Below are 19,996 nucleotides of genomic sequence, written 5' to 3'. Positions count from 1 at the left end.
CCCTGCCGCCAAGCCCTTCATTTTTAGGATTGCCTTCCCATGTGGTTCAAGAACCTGCAACTGTATCGCCTGCCCGCCCCCTGGAAACTGGAACTGGCCGCCCTAGTGGAACAACTGGCCCGGGGCCGCTTCGTGCCCTGCGGCAGCCAGGACCCCATGACCCGGGGCTGGGTGCCGCCCCGGGGCGGTGAGCTGGTCCATTCCGTCGGCGGCCAGTGGCTGCTGATGCTGGCCGTGGAGCAACGGCTGCTGCCCTCTTCCGTGGTCAATCAGGAAGTCCAGGAACGGGCCGAGAAGATCGCCCTGGAACAAGGTTATCCCCCGGGCCGCAAGGCCCTGCGGGATCTGAAGGACCGGGTCACGGAAGAGCTGCTGCCCCGGGCCTTCACCCGACGGCGCAAGACCCCGGTGTGGATAGACCCGGTGCACGGCTGGCTGGGCGTGGATGCCGCCAGCCTGCAGAAGGCCGAGGAGGTGCTGGAGCACCTGCGCCAATGCCTGGACGACTTCCCCCTGGCCCTGGTGCAGACCCAGATGTCCCCCACTGCCGCCATGGCCGACTGGCTAGCGGGCGGCGACGCCCCGGCCGGCTTCACCGTGGACCGAGACTGCGAACTGAAGGCCATGGATGACGAAAAGGCCGCCGTGCGCTACGTGCGCCACCCCCTGGGGGACGAGGTGGGTGCCGAGATCAAGGCCCACCTGACGGCCGGCAAGCTGCCCACCCGCCTGGCCCTGACCTGGGACGACCGGATCAGCTTCGTGCTCACGGAAAAGGGCGAGATCAAGCGCCTGGCCTTCCTGGATGTGCTGCAGGAAAACGCCGAACAGGGGGCCGAGAACGCGGAGGAAATCTTCGATGCCGAGTTTGCCATGATGACCGGCGAATTCGCCCGCTTCATCCCTGCCCTGGTGGACGCCCTGGGGGGCGAACGGGCCGCGCCGGAAGGCGGCGACCAGGACGATCCGCCCTTCTGATCCCTCCCTGGCCGGCCTTCAGGCCAGGGCTGCCTCCAGCCCCAGGGCGCGCAGCTGTTCGCTCAGGGGGCTGCGCTGCCCGGACAGGATCTGCTGACGCTGGCGGTGCCGCTGCATGATTTCCTGCCGGCTCAGGGGCGCCGGGCGGGCGATGTTTTCCCCGCCGCCGCCGCTGTACAAGGGCACCAGATGCCCGTTCCGGCCGCGCCGCCAGGCCGAGATGTGGATGCGCCCCTGCTGCAGGAGCGACTCCATGTAGCCGGCGTTCTTGATGGTGTTGGCGGAAATCTCCGCCAACCCGGCCACCTCCCGGTAATCCAGATTGCGCTTCCCCTTGAGGGCGGCAACGATCCTGGCCATGCCCCGGGAATCGTGGTCCCGGGCGGCAAACCGGGGCCGGGGACAATCGGGGCCGGCGCCCAGGGCATAGAGGGGGGTGGTGAAGCCGTTGTGGTTCTTCAGCCAGCCTTCGATCCGGATCAGTCCCTGCTGCTTCAGCCGGCGCAGGTAGCCGCCCCCTTCCAGGGTGGTGAGCGCCACGAAGGCATCCCGGGCGATTTCCCGGGGCGACAGGGGCGTCTTTTCTCCCAGCAGGGTGAGGATGCGCTGCATGGAGGCGGATAGCGCCGGCCCCCCGACCCCGGCGACAGGCGCCCCCGGGCCCGGCTCGACGCGGTCCAGGGGGGAAATGTTCCGGGCTGCAGTTTTCAAGGTCAGGCTCCTGGGCAACAGCTCAAATACGGAAGCGGGACACCGTGGCCTGCATCTGGCGGGCAGCGTTGTCCAGGGTTTCGGCGGCCCGGGAAGTTTCATGGGCGATGGCGCTGGCTTCCTCGGACTGGGTGGCAATCTGCTCCACCTTGACCGCCACGTCGGTGGAAGCGTTCGACTGCTCCCGCAGGCCGTTATTCACGTCGCTGATCACCCCCGCCACCTGCTGCGCCATGGTGCGCAGCTCGGCGATGGCCTTGCCGGCCTGCTGGGCCAGTTCGACACTGCTGTCGGCCAGGTCCACACCCCGGGAAACCCCGCCCACCACCTGACCGGTGGATTGCTGGATGGCGCCCACCATGTTGGTGATTTCGCCGGTGGATACCGAGGTCCGCTCCGCCAGTTTCCTGACCTCGTCGGCCACCACCGCGAAGCCCCGGCCGCTCTCCCCGGCCCGGGCCGCCTCGATGGCCGCGTTGAGGGCGAGCAGGTTGGTCTGGTCGGCAATGTCGCGGATCACCGAAACGATGCTGGAAATCCGGTCCGACTCGCTCTTCAGCTCGCTGATCTGCACGGCGGCATCCCGCACCACGTCGGCCACCTGGTTGATCCTGCCCACCAGGGCATCTATGGCTTCATGGCCCCGGCTGGCCTGGCTGTCGGACTCCCGGGCCAGGCGCGCCGCCTCGTCGGTGCACTCGGAAACGTGATTGATGGACACGGTGAGCTCCTCCACGTTGGCGGCGATGGCCGAGGCGGCGGAACTCTGGATCGAGGCGGAATCGTCGATCCGCTGCACCGAATGGCCCAGGGAGCGGGAAGCTTCGAGAACCTGGGTGGCGCCCCGCAGGGATTCACCGATGGCCTCGCGCAGGGAGTTCTGCATGCGCTCCACGGCGGTGAGCAGCTGGCCCACCTCGTCGCTGCCGGCGGCAGGCACCTGGCTGGTCAGGTCGCCACTGGCAATGCGCCCGGTGACCTGGACTGCGGTATCGAGCTTCTGCCCCAGGCGATGGGCGATCAGGTAGGAAATCAGCAGGGCCATCAAGGCACCGCCGACCAGGGCTGCCAGAGCCTTGTTGAGGCCGGCCGCCAGCTCGGCACTGGAATGACCGGCCAGCTCGTCGGCCGCCTTGCGGTTGATGTCGGTCAGCTCATCGGTGCGGTCGCGCAGCAGGTTGGCCGTCTTGACCCACTCGGTCTTGCGCAGCTCCTGGGCCCCGGCCTCGTCCCCCGCCGCAGCCAGGGCGATGGCCTTCTCGACGCTGGCCTTGTAGGCATCGGCCGCCTGAACCGCCGCCCGGAACACCTCCCGCTCCTTGTCGGCGGAGATCAGTTTTTCGTATTTGGCGAAGGCTTCGCGCAGCAGCCCATCGAGTTTTTCCAGGTCCTTGGCCAGCTTCACCTTGGCCTCGGGGGAGCCGGGCAGCATGTATTCCAGGCTGCGCACCCGGTAGCGCAGGCGCAGCTGGCTGATTTCTCCGACCGCCTGGACGGAGGGCAGACTGTTGCTGGCCAGCACCGTGATGTCCCGGTCGGCGGCACGCAGTTCGACGATGGCCAGGATGATGGCGGCGATCAGGATGCCGCCGCTGAACAGGAAATTGACCAGCAGCTTGTAGCGCAGTGAAAGATTGTCAAACCAGCCCATGATTTTTCTCCCTTTGGTCATGATGGGAAGCGGATTTCTGCAACGCTCCTAAATCCTGGCCGTAAAAAGTGCGGTACGGCAGCCAGGGTTCCCCAACATTAGCAGGCAAAAATACGCTTATGCAGTGAATTATCTAATATACAAATTATTTCTTTATGGTTAACCGCACTGGCGCTGCAAAGCCCTTCCGGCCAGCCGAAGGGCAAATCTGCCGGGCCCATCCCGCCCGGGGTGGCTGACGCGGGCATTATCGGGCCCGGGCCGGGCGCCGTAACCTGGGGAATACCCCGGGTCCCGCCCCCGGCCATTGCCCGGGGGAGTGGGGATGGGCCGCCCGGGCAGGGCGGCGCCGGACCGAGGCAGCGCCCTCACGGGGCAGCCCCCGGCCCCGCCTCGGCCAGCAGTTCGTCGAGCAGGGCCAGGGCCTCTTCGTAGGAAAAATCCTGGATCAGCTGATCCAGGGCCCCGACCCGTTCTCCCAGGCAGGCTCCGGCATCCTGGCGCAGGGCTTCCCAGACTTCCTGGCTGCGCAGATCGTCGGTGAGCAACAAGCCGTGCAGGTGCTCCAGAGCCAGGCGCAGTTGCGGCCAGGCCAGGGTCGGACGCTGCTCCGGCTCGCCCTGGGCCAGGGCGTCGATAGCCGGGCAACAGCGGCCCAGGGCCGCCTCCAGACGCGCCAGGTGCCCCAGGGTTTCTTCCCGGGGGTGATGCTGGCCCAGGGCCCGGTCCAGCTGTTCCGCCGCCTGCTGCACGGCTTCCAGCCCCAGGGTCCCGGCCAGCCCCTTCAGGATGTGGGCGATCTGCCGGGCCCCGGCCCCATCCCCCTGGGTGAACATCTGCCGGGCCCGCTGGCCGTCTGCGGCGTGCTCGCCGGCAAAACGCCTGAGGTAATGGAGCAGCCGGGGACAACGGCCGCGCACGGTACGCAGGCCCGTTTCCAGGTCCAGCTCCGGCAGGGCTGCCAGCTGCTGGCGCAGGGCCTGGTCCTCGCTGCTGCCCGACTCCCCGGCCGACAGCACCAGATTGGCGGACACGGGACGGCGGCTGGGGGCCGGCAGCCAGCGCAGCAAGGTGGCATACAGGGCCACCGGGTCCACGGGTTTGGCCACGTGGTCGTTCATGCCCGCTTCCAGGCAGCGCTCCCGGTCCTCCTCGAAGGCGTTGGCGGTCATGGCCAGGATGGGGGTGTGCTGATGGGCCTCCAGCAGGCGGATCTGCCGGGTGGCCTCGAGACCGTCCATGCGCGGCATTTGCATGTCCATGAGGATCAGGTCGTAGGCCTTGTTCTGGGCCAGGCGTATGGCCTCCAGGCCGTTTTCCGCCAGGTCCACTTCCAGCCCCTGGTCCCGCAGCAGCTCCAGGGCTACTTCCTGGTTCAGGGGATTGTCCTCGGCCAGCAGCAGTTGCTGGCCCCGGTGCCGGGCCAGCCGGGCTTCCACCTCGGCGGGACTGGCCGTTTCGCCCTGGATGCCCACGGCCCGGTTGAGAGCGGTGAGCAGGCTCACCGGAGTGACGGGTTTGGCCAGGCAGGCGGCAAAGCGGGCGATTTCCGGGCTCGGTTCGCTCACATCCCGGGAGGCGGTGACCAGTAGCTCCAGGGGCCGCACCCGCAGGGGCAGGGCCTCCAGGCGGCGGCTGGTTTCCGGACCATCCAGGCCGGGCATCATCCAGTCGAGCAGCAGCAGACGGTAGGGGTCGCCGAGCTGGTCGGCGGCCGCCAGGGCTTCCAGGGCCGCCGGGCCCGAGGCGCAGGCATCCACCCGGGCGCCCAGGGCGGCCAGGGTGTGGGCCATGGCGTCCCGGGCATCTTCCACGTCATCCACGGCCAGGGCCCGCAGGCCCTTGGGCAGGCTGCCGGGAACTTCCAGGGGGGTGAAATCCGCGACCCGGCCGAAGGGCGCTTCGATCCAGAAGGTGCTGCCCTTGCCCAGGGTGCTCTTCAGCCCCACGTGCCCCCCCATCATCTCCGCCAGCCGGCGGGAGATGGCCAGGCCCAGGCCGGTGCCGCCGTAGTGCCGGGTGGTGGAGGCATCGGCCTGCTCGAAGGCCTGGAACAGGCGGGCCTGCTGGGTTTCGGAGAGGCCGATGCCCGTATCCTGGACCTCGAAGCGGACCCACTGGGTATGGCCGTCTTCCCGGGTCACCCAGCCGCGCAGCACGACGCTGCCGTGCTCGGTGAACTTCACCCCGTTACTGGCGAAGTTGAGCAGGATCTGGGAAAGACGCAGGCCGTCCCCGTGCAGGGCCGGGGGCAGGGTGGCGATGTCCACCACCACCTCCAGCCCCTTGGCCTCGGCCTTGTCGGCCACCAGGTTGCAGACATTGTTGATGACCTGGTCCACCTGGAAGTCGGTGCGTTCCAGGGTCATCTTGCCCGCCTCGATCTTGGAGAAGTCGAGGATGTCGTTGATGATCCCCAGCAGGTGGTGGGCGGCACTGGTGACCTTGTCCAGCTGCTGCTTCTGACGTTCGGTCACCGTGTCCCGGCGGATCAGGTGGGTGAGCCCGATGATGGCGTTCATGGGGGTGCGGATTTCGTGGCTCATGTTGGCCAGGAAGGCGCTCTTGGACTGGTTGGCGGCCTCCGCCGCCTCCTTGGCCTCGGCCAGCTGGGCGGTGCGCTCGGCCACCAGCTGCTCCAGCTCGTTCTGGTAGCGCAGCAGGGCCCGCTCGTTTTCCTTGATCTCGCTGATGTCGGTCCACACGGAGGAGAGCATGTCCCGGCCATCCAGGTGGATCACCCGGATGGTGATCCAGAAATCCCGGATCACCCCGTCCTTGCGCCGGCGCCGGTTCTCGAAGGCGGCGCTGCCCTTGGCCAGGATCTGCTGCACCCGGGCATCCACCTCGTCCCGGGACCACTGGCCCTGGACCTCGTAGAGGCTGACCCGGCCGAATTCCTCGCGGCTGTAGCCCATCAGGTTGCAGGCTGCGTCGTTGAACTCGGTAAACAGCAGGCTGCGGGCGTCGATGAGGACGATGCCGATGGCCGCCTGGTTCACGATGGAGTGGTAGATTTCCTCCCGCCGCCGCAGGGTTTCCTGGGCCTCGTGCAGGGGGGTGATGTTGCGCGCCACGCCCAGGACGCCGATGACCTGACCGCCGGGGCCGAACACCGGGGTCTTGATGGTCTCCACCAGCTCCCGATGGCCGTCATTGGCGAAGGTCAGCCATTCCTCGTTGCTGCAGCTGCAGCCGGCTTCCATGGCGCGGCGGTCGTTGGCCCGGAAAAAGTCTGCCTGCTCCCGGGGCAGGAAGTCGTAGTCGGTGCGCCCCAGGATGTCCGGCTCCGGCCGGCCCAGCAGGTGCTCGAAGCGGGGATTGGCGGCCAGGAACACGCCTTCCGCATCCTTCAGCCAGACCAGGTCGGGCATGCTCTGGATCAGGGACTTGAGCTGCTGCCGCTCGGCTTCCAGGTCTTCCTGCATCCGGCGCCGGGACAGAATCGCGTCACGGAAGGCCAGCACCGCCCGGGCCAGTTCGCCGAACAGGCTGCCGCGCCGCCGGCCCCAGGCTTCCAGATCCTCCAGCCGCGCCTGCTCGGCCTGGTCCGCCGCCAGCAGGTGCAGGGCCTCGGTGAGCAGGTTGAGGCGCCGGCTCAGGCCCACGGCGGCCCACAGCCAGAACAGCATCAGCCCCAGGAAGCCGGCCAGCCCCACCAGCAGCGCCCGCTGCAGATAGGCCTGCAGTTCCGCATTGCTGGCGGCTATGCGCTGCTGGGCGCGCTGGGACAGGACCGCGGAAATGTCCTGGGAATGGCGGGCGAACTTGATGTAATGGGCCACCGCCTGTTCCACGTACTGCCCCGCCAGGCCCGGCTCCACGGCCACGATGTCCGTGGCCATGAGGATGAAGTTGCGGTACTCCTGAAAATCCCGGGCCGCTGCCTGGAACTCCTCGGCCACCCCCTGCCCGTGCCCCGGGGCCAGGAGCAGGTGCTGCATCAGGCCATCCATCTCGGCCAGCTTGTCCACCACCCGGGCGTGCAGGAAATACACCCCGGCCTCGTCGATCTGGCCGGCCTGGGCCTGTTTCAGGGTCTGGCTCACCAAGTTCTGCACTTCGAGCATCTCGAAGCCCAGCCGGGTGGCTTCGCTGACGGTCTGCAGGTCCTCACTCTGCTGGACGTTGGTGGCTTCCTGCTCATGCTGCAGGGCAAACAGCTGCCAGAAATTGACCAGGGCCGCCGCCCCGGCGGTGAGCAGCACCGGGATGAAGATGAACAGGAAGATGGCGCGCTGCTTCATGGCCGGGCGTCAGCGCAGCAGTTCCGGCCACATGCGCGGATGGATGCTGGCCACGTACTCGAACTCCCCGTTACCCTGGGGCCGGATCACCACCACCGTGCCCTCGGGCTTGACGAAGAAGCCCATCAGGTCGGCCATGTTCGGCGCATGGGCCACGATCACCCGGTTCACCCCGGCCGGCACGGGCTCGGACAACAGCTTGCGGGTGGTGGCCAGGATGGGTTTCTTCTGCTCGCTGGTCAGGTTGGCCGTGTACATGAGCTGCTCATGGACCTGGAAATCCTTGCCGAAGGCGGCCTGGGCCGATTCCTTGGCACGGCACAGGGGGCTCACGAAGATTTCCCCCAGGGGAATCCTGGCCTGGCGGATGGCCCGCCCCACCTCGGCCGTGACCCGCCGCCCCTCCTCGTTCAGGGGCCGCTGGGTGGAACAGTCGTTCAGATCCACCTGGGGCGCCCGGTCCGGGCGGCTGTTGTCGGTGTTGCCGTGACGCATGTAGAGCACGTATCCCCCCTGGCGCAGGGCCTCCAGGGTGGCCCGGGTCGCCAGGGTTTCCTGGAAGGCCGGGGTTCCCGGCGGGGGATTCTGGGCCCCGGCACCGACGGCCCAGCAGCATAGCGCCAGCATGGCGATGATTTTTTTCATGGTCTCCTCCCTGTTCTTGATATGAACCTAAAAACCTCACCACAGAGACACAAAGACACAGAGAAATTCAAAAAAACAATGGCTTGCATTATCTTCTGCGCTCACCTAGAAAGTGACCAGGCCTTCCAGGACAAGTCTTTGTTTTTCCTCGGCGTCTCTGTGCCTCTGTGGTTTAACTGAGGTTTTAAGGATGAATTCTGGATCAGCGGCTGTCGTCCTCATAGCGGGCAACAATGGCCTGGAACTCCCCGAGGATTTCCAGGAAGGCGTCCACAATGTCCGGATCGAAATGCTGCCCCCGGCCGGCCCGGATCACATCCACGGCAGTCTCCAGGGGAAACGGCTCCTTGTAGTGGCGGCGGCAGGTGAGGGCATCGAAGACATCGGCCAGGGCCATCAGCCTGGCCGGCAGGGGAATGGCGTCCCCGGCCAGGCCCAGGGGATAGCCGCTGCCATCCCATTTTTCGTGGTGCCCTCCGGCGATCTGGCGGGCCACCTCCAGGAAGGCCAGGGGCGACTCCTCCCCCTGGGGCAGCAGTTCCGCCAGGGCCTCGCCGGCCACCTTGTGGATGGCCTCCTCGATGGCCTCGGCCCCGATCCGGGCATGGGTCTTCATGACCTCGAATTCCTCCGGCGTCAGGCGCCCGGGCTTGAGCAGGATGGCGTCGGGGATGCCCACCTTGCCGATGTCGTGCAGGGGCGCGGCCTTGGCGATCAGCTGCTGCTGGCGGAACCCCAGGGCCTCGCGGAAGCGGGGATGGCGCTCCAGGCGGCGCATCAGGGCCGCCACGTAGGCCTGGGTGCGGTAGAGATGGTTGCCGGTTTCGTTGTCGCGCTTTTCCGTGAGCATGGCCAGGGCGTGCAGGCTCACGTCCTTGATCAATTCGTTCTCCCGGGTACGGCGGGCCACCTGGGCTTCCAGGTAGCCGTTCTGGTCCTTGAGCCAGTCCCTGGCCTCCTTGAGTTCCAGGTGGGTGCGCACCCGGGCCAGCAGGATGGCGGGCCGTACCGGCTTGGTGACGTAATCCACCGCCCCCATGGCCAGGCCGTGCTCCTCGTCGGCATCCCCATCCATGGCGGTCACGAAGATCACCGGAATGTCCCGGGTGCCGGGATCGGCGCGCAGGGCCTGGAGCACGGCATAGCCGTCCATCTCGGGCATCATCACATCGAGCAGGATCAGGTCCGGCCGGGGCTCGCTCTGGGCCACCCGCAGGGCCCGCAGGCCCGAGTTGGCAACCCGCACCCGGTAGAAGGGCTGCAGCAGTTCGCCGATCACGGTGAGGTTTTCACGGGTGTCATCGACCACCAGGATCGTGGGCCCGGAGGGGGGAGGCGCGGCGAAGGGGGTGGTTTCTGGCATGGGCATGCGGTGAGTGAGGGAGTCCTGCGCAATATAGCCGCTGCAGGAGCCGGGAGCCATGGGGCATTCATGCCATCGGCAACATACGCCTAGCCAAACAGGGTGGCGGCGTAACGGAAACGGGCCTCGATCTGGCCCAGGAGGGGGGACAAATCCTCGGACCAGTCCAGCTCCAGGACCTCGCAAACCGTGGGCGACAGGTAAGCCACCTGGTTCTCTTCCCGGTAGGGCAGGTCCAGGGCATTGGCGATCAGTTCCGCCAGATGGGTCAGGGCCACCAGCTTGTTGACCGCCGCCCGCTGATCGGGCGCATGGTGGAAGAAGATGGCGCCCAGGACCTCGGCCGGCAGGCCCCAGTGTTCCGCCACCAGCCGCCCCACCTCGCAATGGTCCAGGCCAAACAGGTCAGCTTCCGCCTGGCACACGGGCTCCCCGTGCACTTCCACGCGCAGGCGGGCCTGCTGGAACTCCAGGGGGTGAAAATAGGCCATCCAGAGCTGGCCGATGTCGTGCAGCAAGCCGGCCACCAGGGCGTAGTCCTGGTTCACCGCCACCCGGCGGGCCAGCTCCTGGGCGCCGATGCCCACGGCCAGGCTGTGTTTCCAGTAATAGTTGCGGCCCCGGAACTGGCTGGTGAAACTGGCAATGCAGGTGGTCAGGACGATGTCGCGGATACGCGCAAAGCCGATCAGGGAGACGGCGGTAAACACGTCCCGGACCTCGGTGCGCCCTTCCTGGCGCAGCATGCGGTTGGCCACCGAGAGGATGCGGCCGGTGACCACCGGGTCGCGCTCCACATGGCGGGCCAGGGTCATCATGCTGGAACTGTCGTCATCCAGGTCCGCCAGCAGGTCGCTGATGACACCGGGGAAAGCGGGCAGGCGGGCAATGCTGGCGATGATGTCGGGGCGCTGGAGCCGGAGTTGCATGGCACGCTCCATCAGCAGGTCCGGTAGGCCAGCACGGCTTCGTACAGAGCCCGGGTTTCCGGATGGCTCAGGTCGGCCTGACGAAAAATCGCCGCCAGGCGGGCTTCTTGCAGGTCCCGTTCCTGGCGGCGCAAGGTCTCATCACGCTCATCCTCTTCACTGACGCAGGCAAACTCCGCATGCCTGACCCGCAGCTGCGTCAGGCTGACCTCGGAGAGCACATGGCCGGCGGGCAGGTTGAGCACCACCACGCCCCGCTCCATCAAGGTGATGGGGCGTCCCAGGGTCATCCCGGCCCGCAACTCGAACAGGGGTAGGTAACGCTGGCGCAAGGCCATGGCAAGTCTCCTCAATATCCGTGGATGGGGCCGGCCCCGGCAGGCCAGGGCAGGTACCGGAGCGCTGCCAGTGCCACAGCCGCAGCATGAAGGATTCCGGCCCCGGGGTCACCCGGCGCAAACCCTGGTCCGGGACCTAGGGTTTGCCCTGGTTTACAGCTTAACGCCTGCGCCCTAGGCTAGCCTCAACTTTCGCAGGAGCCCGCCCATGAACAACGACACAAGCCGCAACTGCGGCCTCGATTCCCTGGTGGAAGTCCTGGGCGGCAACCGGAGCGTGGCCCGACGCCTGGCACAGATGTTTCTGGAAACCTACGGCAGCACCCTGGCGCGCCTGGAAAGTGCCGTGGGGCACGGGGACCTGGCCGCCATCCGGCGCATCGCCCACGACATCCGCGGCACCTGTGCGGTATTCGCCGCCGAGGAATGCCTCTCCATCGCCCGCAAGATAGAAAACGACCTGATCGAAAACCTGGTGGAGGAATGGCCCGCGGACTGCGCCCGCATGCACACAGCCATGGAAACCATGGCCGGGGAACTGCGCCGGTTTGTCAACGCGGCGGACTAAAGCCTCAGTGGACCAGCCCGTTCTGCATGGCGTAGCGGGTCAAGCCCGTCACGTCGTGCACCCCGAGCTTTTCCATCAGCTGGGCCCGGTGAAACTCCACGGTCTTGGGGCTGATGTCCAGCTCCCGGGCGACTTCCTTGGTGGACCGGCCCGAAGCCACCAGGCGCAGGATTTCCGTCTGCCGGGCGGTGAGGCTCACGGCCGCCGCCGCGCCGCCCTCCAGCATGCGGCTGATCAGCCGTTCCTGGAGCCGGGGCGAGAGGAAACGGCCGTTGCGCAGCACCGTCTCCAGGGCCAGCTGCAGTTCCGCCAGGGCGAAATCCTTGAGCATGTAGCCATTGACCCCGGCGGCCAGGGCCTGTTCCACCACCTCCTGGCGTTCGATGCCGGAGAGCACCAGGATCTTGATGTCGGGATCGAAACCCCGGACCCGCTGGGCCACTTCGATGCCGGACATGCCGGGCATGGCGATGTCCAGCACCGCCACACTGGGCTTCAGGGTCCCGATGGCGGCCACGGCATCCGGGCCGTTCTCGCATTCGGCCACTACCTGGTGGCCGGGCTGACTTTCCAGCAGGGCACGGATGCCGGCCCGCACCAGGAGCTGGTCGTCGGCAAGCAGGATGGTGATTTTTTCCATGGCTCAGGCAGGCAGTGGGTCGGCAGTTCCGGGCGCAAGAGATGGGGTGACGCCAGGACCTCGTGCCCCGCGCTCCCGCTGCCGGATTGTAAAGGAAAAGATGACGTTACCAAGCCTGCCGTCACGCCCTCCACATGGCTAGAATGGCGGAGCCCGGGCCCCTTGAGCCCTGGCCCAGCCCCTATGGAGCTTCCATGACCCGCGCCTACCGCCAGGCCCTCGGCATTGCCGCCGTCTATGTGGCCTTCAGCATCTTCTGGATCGTCTTTTCCGATCGGCTGCTGTCCATCCTGGTCCAGGACCCGGCCGAGTTCGCCCGGCTGCAGACCTGGAAGGGGCTGGTCTTCGTCTCCGCCACCGCCCTGCTGATCTTCGCCCTCATCCGCCGGGTGCTCGCCGCCCGGGCCTTGGTGGAGCAGGACCTGCACCAGATCAACCGCATCATCAACCGCTCGCCGGTGGTCACCATCGCCTGGGACAACGCCCCGGGCTGGCCGGTGCGCTTCGTCAATGCGACGGTCAGCCAGTGGGGTTACAGCCCGGAGCAGCTGCGTTCCGGCCAGATTCATTTTGCCGACCTGATCCATCCAGACGACATGCAGCGGGTCACCCAGGAGGTGGCGCATCACCTGGCCCAGGGTCCGGACGACTATACCCAGGAATACCGGATACGCACCGCCGCCGGCCCCTGGGCCTGGGTCAACGACCGCACCTGGCTGGAGCGGGACGAGGCGGGCCAGGTGCGGGGCATCTACGGGGTGCTGCAGGACATCAGCACCGCCCGGGAAGCCGTGGCCCGGCTGGAAGAAAGCGAAAACCGCCTGCGCACCCTGATCGAGACCATTCCCGACCTGGTGTGGATGAAGGATCCGGAGGGCAAGTACCTGGTCTGCAACCCCAGGTTCGAACAATTCTTCGGCGCCCCCCAGGCGCGGATCGTGGGCAGTACCGATTACGACTTCGTGTCCCCGGAGCTGGCCGACTTTTTCCGGGAGCACGACCGCCAGGCCATGGCTGCCGGCCAGCCCTGCATCAACGAGGAGTGGCTGACCTTCGCCGCCGATGGGCGCCGGGGCCTGTTCGAGACCATCAAGACCCCGGTACGGGACGGCCAGGGCCGGCTGCTGGGGGTGCTGGGGGTGGCCCGCGAGGTGACCCAGGCCCGGGAAGCCCAGGAGGAGCTGCGCCTGCTCAACATCAACCTGGAATACCGGGTGGCAGAGCGTACCGCAGAGCTGGAAGCCTTGAACCGGGAGCTGGAGTCCTTCTCCTATTCGGTCTCCCACGACCTCAAGGCTCCCCTGCGCGGCATCGATGGTTACAGCCAGCTGCTCCAGGAGGACTACGGCCAGCAGCTCGGCGAAGACGGCCGCCTGTTCCTGGAAAACATCCGCAAGGGCGTGGCCCAGATGCACCAGTTGATCGAGGACCTGCTCGCCTACTCCCGCATGGAGCGCCGTCCCCTGGAGGCCACGGCAGTGGACCTGCCCCGGCTGGTGCATGAGGTGGTGCAGGCCGAGACCGAATCCCTGACCCGGGCCGGTCTCCAGGTGGAAATCCAGGTGCCGCCCCTGGAGGCCCGGGTGGACCGGGACGGCCTGGCCCTGGTGCTGCGCAACCTGCTGGAAAACGCCATCAAGTTCAGTCCCGGCGCCCAGCCCCCCCTGATCCACATCGAGGCCCGCCAGGAGCAGGGCCAGATTCAGCTGGCGGTGCGCGACCATGGCATCGGCTTCGACATGAAGTACCATGACCGTATCTTCAGGATTTTCCAGCGCCTGCACCGGGCCGAGGACTTTCCCGGCACCGGCATCGGCCTGGCCCTGGTGCACAAGGCCATGCAGCGCATGGGCGGCCGGGTCTGGGCAGAGAGCACCCCGGGAGCCGGCGCCACCTTCCATCTGGAGCTGCCGTCATGAACCAAGCCACCCCACCCATCCTGCTGGTGGAAGACAACCCGGTAGACCTGGACCTGACCCTGCGGGCCTTCAAGCGCAAGCATCTTTCCAATCCCATCCTGATCGCCCGGGATGGGGAGGAAGCCCTGGATTTCCTGCCCCGCTGGGAGGCCGACGAGCCCCTGCCGGCGGTGATCCTCCTGGACCTGAAACTGCCCAAGGTGGACGGCCTGGAAGTGCTGCGCCAGCTCAAGGAACATCCCCGTTTCCGCCGTATCCCGGTGGTGGTGCTCACCTCCTCCGCCGAGGACCGGGACATGGACAGCGCCTATGCCCTGGGCGTCAATTCCTATATCGTCAAACCCGTGAGCTTCGAGCGCTTCATGGAAGTGGCCGAGCACATCGAACTCTACTGGTGCGTCCTCAACCGCAAACCCGAGTAAGCATCATGCGCGTGCTTTATGTGGAAGACTCCGCCGCCGATGCCGATCTGGCCCGCCGGGTCCTGGCCCGCCAGGCGCCCGACATCGAACTGGACGTGGTGTGCTCGCTCCAGGCGGCCCGGGCCCGGCTCGCTGCGGCCCTGCACCAGGTTCCCTACGACCTGCTGCTCACCGACCTGTACCTGCCCGACGGCAGCGGCCTGGAGCTTCTGAGCGGCCTGCGCCTGGAAGGACAGAAGCTGCCGGTGGTGCTGGTCACTGGCCAGGGGGACCAGGATTCCGCCATCGCCGCCCTCAAGGGCGGCGCCCAGGATTACCTGATCAAGCGGGGCGACTACCTGGAGCAGCTGCCCGGGCTGCTGCGGGAAGTGCTGCGCAACAACCAGTTCCGCAGCCCCGCCGCCCACCCTCTGGAAGTGCTCTACGCCGAACCCAACGAAGACGACGTGGCGCTGACCCGCATCCACCTCGCCACCCACGCCCCCCACATCGAGCTGCAGGCCGTGTCCACCGCCCGGCAGATCCTCGAACGCCTGCCCGCCAGTCCGGCTATCACTCCCGAATACCAGGTACTGCTGCTGGACTACCGGCTGCCCGACATGGATGCCCTGGAGCTGACCAAGATCCTGCGCCAGGAACGCCACCTCAGCCTGCCCATCATCCTGATCACCGGCCAGGGCAGCGAAGAGGCCGCGGCCATGGCCCTGCACCTGGGGGTGGACGATTACCTGGTCAAGCACGAGGGCTACCTGCATGCCCTGCCGGCCACCCTGGAAAAGGTCCAGCACCGGGTCGAACTGGCCCGGGAAAAAGCGGCCCTGCAGGAAGCCAACGAGCGCCTCAACCACATCCTCGCCGCCAGTGCCACGGTGCTGTTCAAGCTGCGGGTGGACGGGGAAAAACTGCACCCCCTCTGGGTCAGCCCCAATATCGACCGGATGCTGGGCTACAGCGTCAACGAAGCCCTGGGACCCGACTGGTGGTGGTCCCACCTGCACCCCCTGGACCGGGAGGCTGCCCTGGCGGCCCAGGCCAATTTCATGGCGAGCGACGAACTGCAGCGGGAGTACCGCTTCCTGCATCGGGACGGCCACTACGTCTGGCTGCGGGACCGGCTGCGCCTGCTGCGCGACACGGAAGGGCGGCCCCTGGAAGTGGTGGGCACCTGGGCCGACATCACCCGGGCCAAGGAGGCCACCCTGGTGCGCAACGCCCGCATGGCGGTGCGCAGCCTGATCTTCGACGGGGCCCCCCTGGAACGGGTGCTGGAAGAGATCATCCAGCACCTGGAGGCCATCTTCCCGGCCTGGAACGCCGCCATCCTGCTCCTGGACGAAACGCGCCACTGCCTGACCCTGGGCGCCGCCCCCAGCCTGGGAGAGGACTACCGCCACATCATGGGTCTGGGGGAGCCGGAGGCCCGGGGCTGCACCGTCAACGCCCTGGCCAGCCCCGAACCCCTGTACCTGGAAGACATCCGCAACGCCAGCGACTGCGCCAACTGTCCCCAGCTGGAAAAGAATCTGGGCATCCGCGCCGTCTGGTCCCAGCCCCTCAAGGCCTCCAAGGGCAAGACCCTGGGGGTGCTCAACTTCTACGCCCGCAGCCCCCAGCTGCCGGACCCGGACATCCAGGCCCGGCTCCAGGAGTTCGCCCAGATGGCTGCCCTGGCCGTGGAACGGGTGCAGGTGGAACAGAACCTGCGCCAGGCGGCCGCCGTCCTGGCCAGCACCCACGACGGGGTGGTGGTCACCGACCTCAGCCCCGCCATCATCTCGGTCAACAAGGCCTGGTGCGACATGACCGGCTTCAGCGCCGAAGAGGCCCTGGGGCAGAACCCTTCCCTGCTCAAATCCAACCTGCAGACCCCGGAGTTCTACCAGGAGATGTGGTCCTCCCTGCAGACCCACGGGGACTGGCAGGGGGAAATCTGGAACCGGCGCAGGAACGGGGAAACCTATCCCCAGTTCCTCAGCATCAGCACCGTGCGCGACGGCAAGGGCAACCCCAGCCATTACGTGGGGGTCATGACCGACCTGTCACGCCTGAAGCAGAGCGAACAGGAGCGGGACCGGCTCACCCACTACGACCCCCTCACCCACCTGCCCAACCGGCTCCTGGCCCTGTCCCGCCTGGAACACGCCATCGAACAGGCGGAGCGGGACCGGCACGGCCTGGGGGTGATCTACCTGGACCTGGATCACTTCAAGACCATCAACGACAGTCTCGGCCACCCGGTGGGGGACCAGGTGCTGCAGCTGGTGGCCCAGCGCCTCAAGGAGCGGCTGCGCGGCCGGGACACCCTGGCCCGCCTGGGCGGCGACGAGTTCCTGGTGATCCTGGAACACATGGAAATCCCCGACGAAGCGGCCCGGGTCGGCCAGTGCATCCTGGACATGCTGCACCAGCCCCTCTCCCTCGCCGACAGCCGGGAGATCTACCTGGGCGGCAGCCTGGGCATCAGCCTCTACCCGGAAGACGGTGAAACTCCCCACGACCTGATCCAGCATGCGGACACGGCCCTGTACCAGGCCAAGAAGCAGGGGCGGGACACCTTCTGCTTCTACACCGCCGAACTCTCCCAGCAGGTGCGCCAGCGCCTGAGCATGGAAACCCAGATGCGCCGGGCCCTGGAAAAGGGCGAGTTCAGCCTCCACTACCAGCCCCAGGTGGACATCCGCAGCGGCCGGGTCAACGGGGTCGAGGCCCTGATGCGCTGGGAAAGCCCGGAACTGGGCCGGATTCCCCCGGCCGAATTCATCCCCGTGGCCGAACAGAGCGGCCTGATCCTGCCCATGGGCGCCTGGGCTCTGGCGGAAGCCTGCCGGCAGAACAAGGCCTGGCAGGATGAGGGACTGTCCCCCCTGGTGATGGCCGTAAATGTCTCGGTGCGCCAGTTCAAGTCCCAGGACCTGGTCAGCGTCGTGGAGCAGGCCCTGCAGCAGAGCGGCCTGGCCCCCCATTACCTGGAAATCGAACTCACCGAAAGCGCCTTCCTGGAGGACGCGGAAGACGCCATTGCCACCAGCCACCGGCTGCACCAGCTGGGGGTGAAGCTGTCCCTGGACGACTTCGGCACCGGTTACTCCTCCCTGGCCTATCTGTCCCGCTTCCCCTTCGACAAGATCAAGATCGACCAGTCCTTCGTGCGCGACATCTCCTCCAACCCCACCAACGCGGCCATCGCCAACGCCACCATCGCCCTGGCCGAAAGCCTGCACATGACGGTGCTGGCCGAGGGGGTGGAAACCGAGAGCCAGCTGAACTTCCTGCGCCAGCGGGGCTGCGCCTCCATGCAGGGCTTCCTGTTCAGCCGGGCCCTGGTGCCCGGGGAATTCGCCGCCCTGATACGGGAATCCCGGCGCCTGCCCGCGGCCCCCGAACAGGTGGCCGGCCAGCGCACCCTGCTACTCCTGGACGACGAGCCCAACATCCTGCGCGCCCTGCAGCGGCTGCTGCGCCCGGACGGCTACAAGATCCTCGCCACCACCGACCCCCGGGAAGCCTTCGATCTGCTCGCCCAGCACCAGGTCCAGGTGATCGTCTCGGACCAGCGCATGCCGGAAATGAGCGGCACCGAGTTCCTCTCCCGGGTCAAGGAGCTGTACCCGGACACCATCCGCATCGTGCTCTCGGGCTACTCGGAAATCGAGACCATCACCCAGGCGGTGAACCGCGGCGCCATCTACAAGTTCTTCACCAAACCCTGGGACGACGCCCAGCTGCGGGAAAACCTCCGGGAGGCCTTCCAGACTGCAGAGAAACAGGGCCGCGCCTGAGTCCGCCGGGAAAAATTCAAACGTCATTGAAGCAAATGTCATGAAAGGGCACAATCCGGGTTTTCCCGAAATCCCGGAGTCCCGATGGCTGCCGCCTTCTCCCAGGCCAACCGGCTGCTCAAGCTGTCCTTCGCCGCTGATGCCGGCCTCGCCGATGACACCCTCCTGCCCTTTGAACTCCAGGGCTGGGAGCACTGCTCCGAAGGCTATGCCTACGCCCTGGACTGCCTCGCCGCCGATGCGCACCTGGAACTCAAGCAGTTCATCGGCGTGCCGGCCCAGCTCTCCCTGCGCACCGATGACGGTCAGGAGCGGGCCCTCTGCGGTCTGGTCACCGAAGCCCGGCAGGAGGGCAGCAACGGCGGCTTCGCCCGCTACCGGCTGATCCTGCGGGACCCCCTGGCGGTCCTGGCCCTGCGCCACAACAGCCGGGTGTTCCAGGACCTGAGCGTGAGGGAGTTCGTGGCCCAGATCCTGCGCGAGCACCAGGAGGCCAACCCCGTCCTGCAAGCCTGCTTCGAGCTGGATGACCGCTGCACCGGCAAACATCCGCCCCAGTCCTGGGTCACCCAGTACAACGAATCCGACACCCACTTCATCCAGCGCTGGCTGGCCCAGGAGGGCATCTCCTGGTTCTGCCGCCATGGGGACGGGGGCCGCCCCGGGCAGGCCCCGCGCATCACCCTGGTGCTGTTCGACGATCCCCAGGCCGCCTTCACCGACTCCACCGCACCCCAGGTCCGCTTCCATCGCAACGACGGCAGCGAGACCGAAGACGGCATCAGCGAATGGTTCGCCAGCCGGGAACTGCAGCCCGGCAGCACCTTCCGGGCCAGCTACGACTACAAGCCCGTACAGGTCCAGGACCAGGAGGACCAGGTCAGCTTGGTCCAGGGCAAATACGGGGACAGCCTGGCCGCCACCCTGGAGGACTACCACTACGACACCAGCCACGCCGCCAACGACCCCGGCGACTACGACCGCTACGGGCGCTTGCGCGAGCAGGCCTACCAGATGGCCGGCAAGACCTTCACCGGACGGGGCAGTCAGCGGGAACTGAGTGTCGGCCACTGTTTCGAGCTGCTGGAACACCCGGTCCATGACCAGGGAGGGAGCGAGGCAAGGCGCTTTGCCCTGATCCGCATCAGTCTCTACGTGCGCAACAACCTGCCCGCCGAGCTGGAGGCCTCCCTGGGCCAGGGGCCGGCCCTACCCCAGCCCTTCGACCCCCGCCTGGACGCCCTGCTCGCCACCCTGGCCCGGGCAGAAAACCAGCAGACCCTGCAGGATCTGGAACACCCGGTCCTGCGCAATCAGTTCGACTGCGTCCGGGTCGGCATTCCCATCCTGCCCCTGTTCGCCGGCACCGCCCACGCCAAGCCGGTGGCACCGAGCCTGCTAATCGGGATCGTGGTGGGGCCGGAGGGGGAGGAGATCCACACCGACGAGCTGGGGCGGATCAAGGTGCGCATGCCCTTCACCCGCCAGGCCGACCATGCCCACGCCCAGGGCGCCGGGGCCACCGACTCGGACCGGGATTCCCAGTGGATCCGCGTCGTCCAGCCTTGGTCCGGCACCGAATACGGCGGCCTCTTCATTCCCCGGGTCGGCGACGAGGTGATCATCTCCTACGTGGGCGGCGACATCGACCGCCCCATCGTCACCGGCACCGTCTATAACGGCACCCATCGTCCTGCCACCGCCAGCCACGCCGGCAACCTGCCCGGCAACCGCAAGCTCGCCGCCCTCAAGAGCAAGATGTACAAGGGCAACGGCGCCAACGAACTGCTCTGGGACGACACCACC

General features: G+C 67.2%; 14 protein-coding genes. 6 read left to right on the top strand and 8 right to left on the bottom strand.

Annotated features, from left to right (window positions below; all coding sequences use genetic code 11):
* The first annotated feature begins 39 nt into the window (after positions 1–39).
* The gene (locus G474_RS19995; RefSeq protein WP_051282059.1) at positions 40–978 is read left to right on the top strand and encodes a recombination-associated protein RdgC; all 939 of its coding nucleotides are present in this window, start codon (positions 40–42) and stop codon (positions 976–978) included.
* 18 nt (positions 979–996) lie between these two features.
* Here G474_RS19995 and G474_RS0107470 read toward each other — a convergent pair whose 3' ends face one another.
* From G474_RS0107470 to G474_RS0107440, 7 genes are all read right to left on the bottom strand, one after another.
* Positions 997–1,689, bottom strand: coding sequence for a hypothetical protein (locus tag G474_RS0107470; protein ID WP_026686430.1), 693 nt, complete (start codon positions 1,687–1,689; stop codon positions 997–999).
* 22 nt (positions 1,690–1,711) lie between these two features.
* A complete protein-coding gene (locus tag G474_RS0107465; RefSeq protein ID WP_026686429.1) occupies positions 1,712–3,340 on the bottom strand; it encodes a methyl-accepting chemotaxis protein in 1,629 nt (542 codons plus the stop codon).
* A gap of 368 nt (positions 3,341–3,708) precedes the next feature.
* Entirely contained in the window at positions 3,709–7,587 is a 3,879-nt protein-coding gene (locus tag G474_RS21975) for a hybrid sensor histidine kinase/response regulator (protein ID WP_051282057.1), read from the bottom strand.
* Between the two features lie 9 nt (positions 7,588–7,596).
* Complete coding sequence (locus G474_RS0107455) at positions 7,597–8,232, bottom strand: histidine phosphatase family protein (protein WP_026686428.1); 636 nt, start codon at positions 8,230–8,232, stop codon at positions 7,597–7,599.
* 202 nt (positions 8,233–8,434) lie between these two features.
* Entirely contained in the window at positions 8,435–9,595 is a 1,161-nt protein-coding gene (locus G474_RS0107450; protein WP_156919202.1) for a response regulator, read from the bottom strand.
* Positions 9,596–9,684: 89 nt separating this feature from the next.
* Positions 9,685–10,524, bottom strand: a complete 840-nt coding sequence (locus G474_RS0107445) for an HDOD domain-containing protein (RefSeq protein WP_026686426.1) — start codon at positions 10,522–10,524, stop codon at positions 9,685–9,687.
* 11 nt (positions 10,525–10,535) lie between these two features.
* The gene (locus G474_RS0107440) at positions 10,536–10,862 is read right to left on the bottom strand and encodes a hypothetical protein (protein WP_026686425.1); all 327 of its coding nucleotides are present in this window, start codon (positions 10,860–10,862) and stop codon (positions 10,536–10,538) included.
* 208 nt (positions 10,863–11,070) lie between these two features.
* Here G474_RS0107440 and G474_RS0107435 point away from each other — a divergent pair, with 208 nt between their 5' ends.
* Positions 11,071–11,430 (top strand): Hpt domain-containing protein, encoded by a 360-nt coding sequence (locus tag G474_RS0107435; RefSeq protein ID WP_026686424.1) that lies wholly within the window; start codon positions 11,071–11,073, stop codon positions 11,428–11,430.
* A 4-nt stretch (positions 11,431–11,434) separates the two neighbouring features.
* Here G474_RS0107435 and G474_RS0107430 read toward each other — a convergent pair whose 3' ends face one another.
* Positions 11,435–12,070 carry a response regulator gene (locus tag G474_RS0107430; protein ID WP_026686423.1) on the bottom strand — a complete coding sequence of 212 codons (636 nt, stop codon included), beginning with the start codon at positions 12,068–12,070 and terminating at the stop codon, positions 11,435–11,437.
* 194 nt (positions 12,071–12,264) lie between these two features.
* Between G474_RS0107430 and G474_RS0107425 the strand changes: the two genes are divergently transcribed.
* From G474_RS0107425 to G474_RS0107410, 4 genes are all read left to right on the top strand, one after another.
* Positions 12,265–13,989: a sensor histidine kinase gene (locus G474_RS0107425; protein ID WP_026686422.1), complete on the top strand. Its 1,725-nt coding sequence runs from the start codon at positions 12,265–12,267 to the stop codon at positions 13,987–13,989.
* Positions 13,986–14,411 carry a response regulator gene (locus tag G474_RS0107420; RefSeq protein ID WP_026686421.1) on the top strand — a complete coding sequence of 142 codons (426 nt, stop codon included), beginning with the start codon at positions 13,986–13,988 and terminating at the stop codon, positions 14,409–14,411. Before G474_RS0107425 ends, G474_RS0107420 begins: the two co-directional genes overlap by 4 nt.
* 5 nt (positions 14,412–14,416) lie before the next feature.
* Positions 14,417–18,190, top strand: a complete 3,774-nt coding sequence (locus G474_RS19980; protein WP_084513640.1) for an EAL domain-containing protein — start codon at positions 14,417–14,419, stop codon at positions 18,188–18,190.
* A gap of 84 nt (positions 18,191–18,274) precedes the next feature.
* On the top strand, positions 18,275–19,996 hold a 1,722-nt coding region (locus G474_RS0107410), incomplete at its 3' end, for a type VI secretion system Vgr family protein (RefSeq protein ID WP_026686420.1).

The organism is Azovibrio restrictus DSM 23866 (assembly GCF_000429665.1).
Classification (GTDB): domain Bacteria; phylum Pseudomonadota; class Gammaproteobacteria; order Burkholderiales; family Rhodocyclaceae; genus Azovibrio; species Azovibrio restrictus.
Note: the sequence above shows the minus strand (reverse complement) of the source record. Positions and strands in the feature narration are given on the sequence as shown.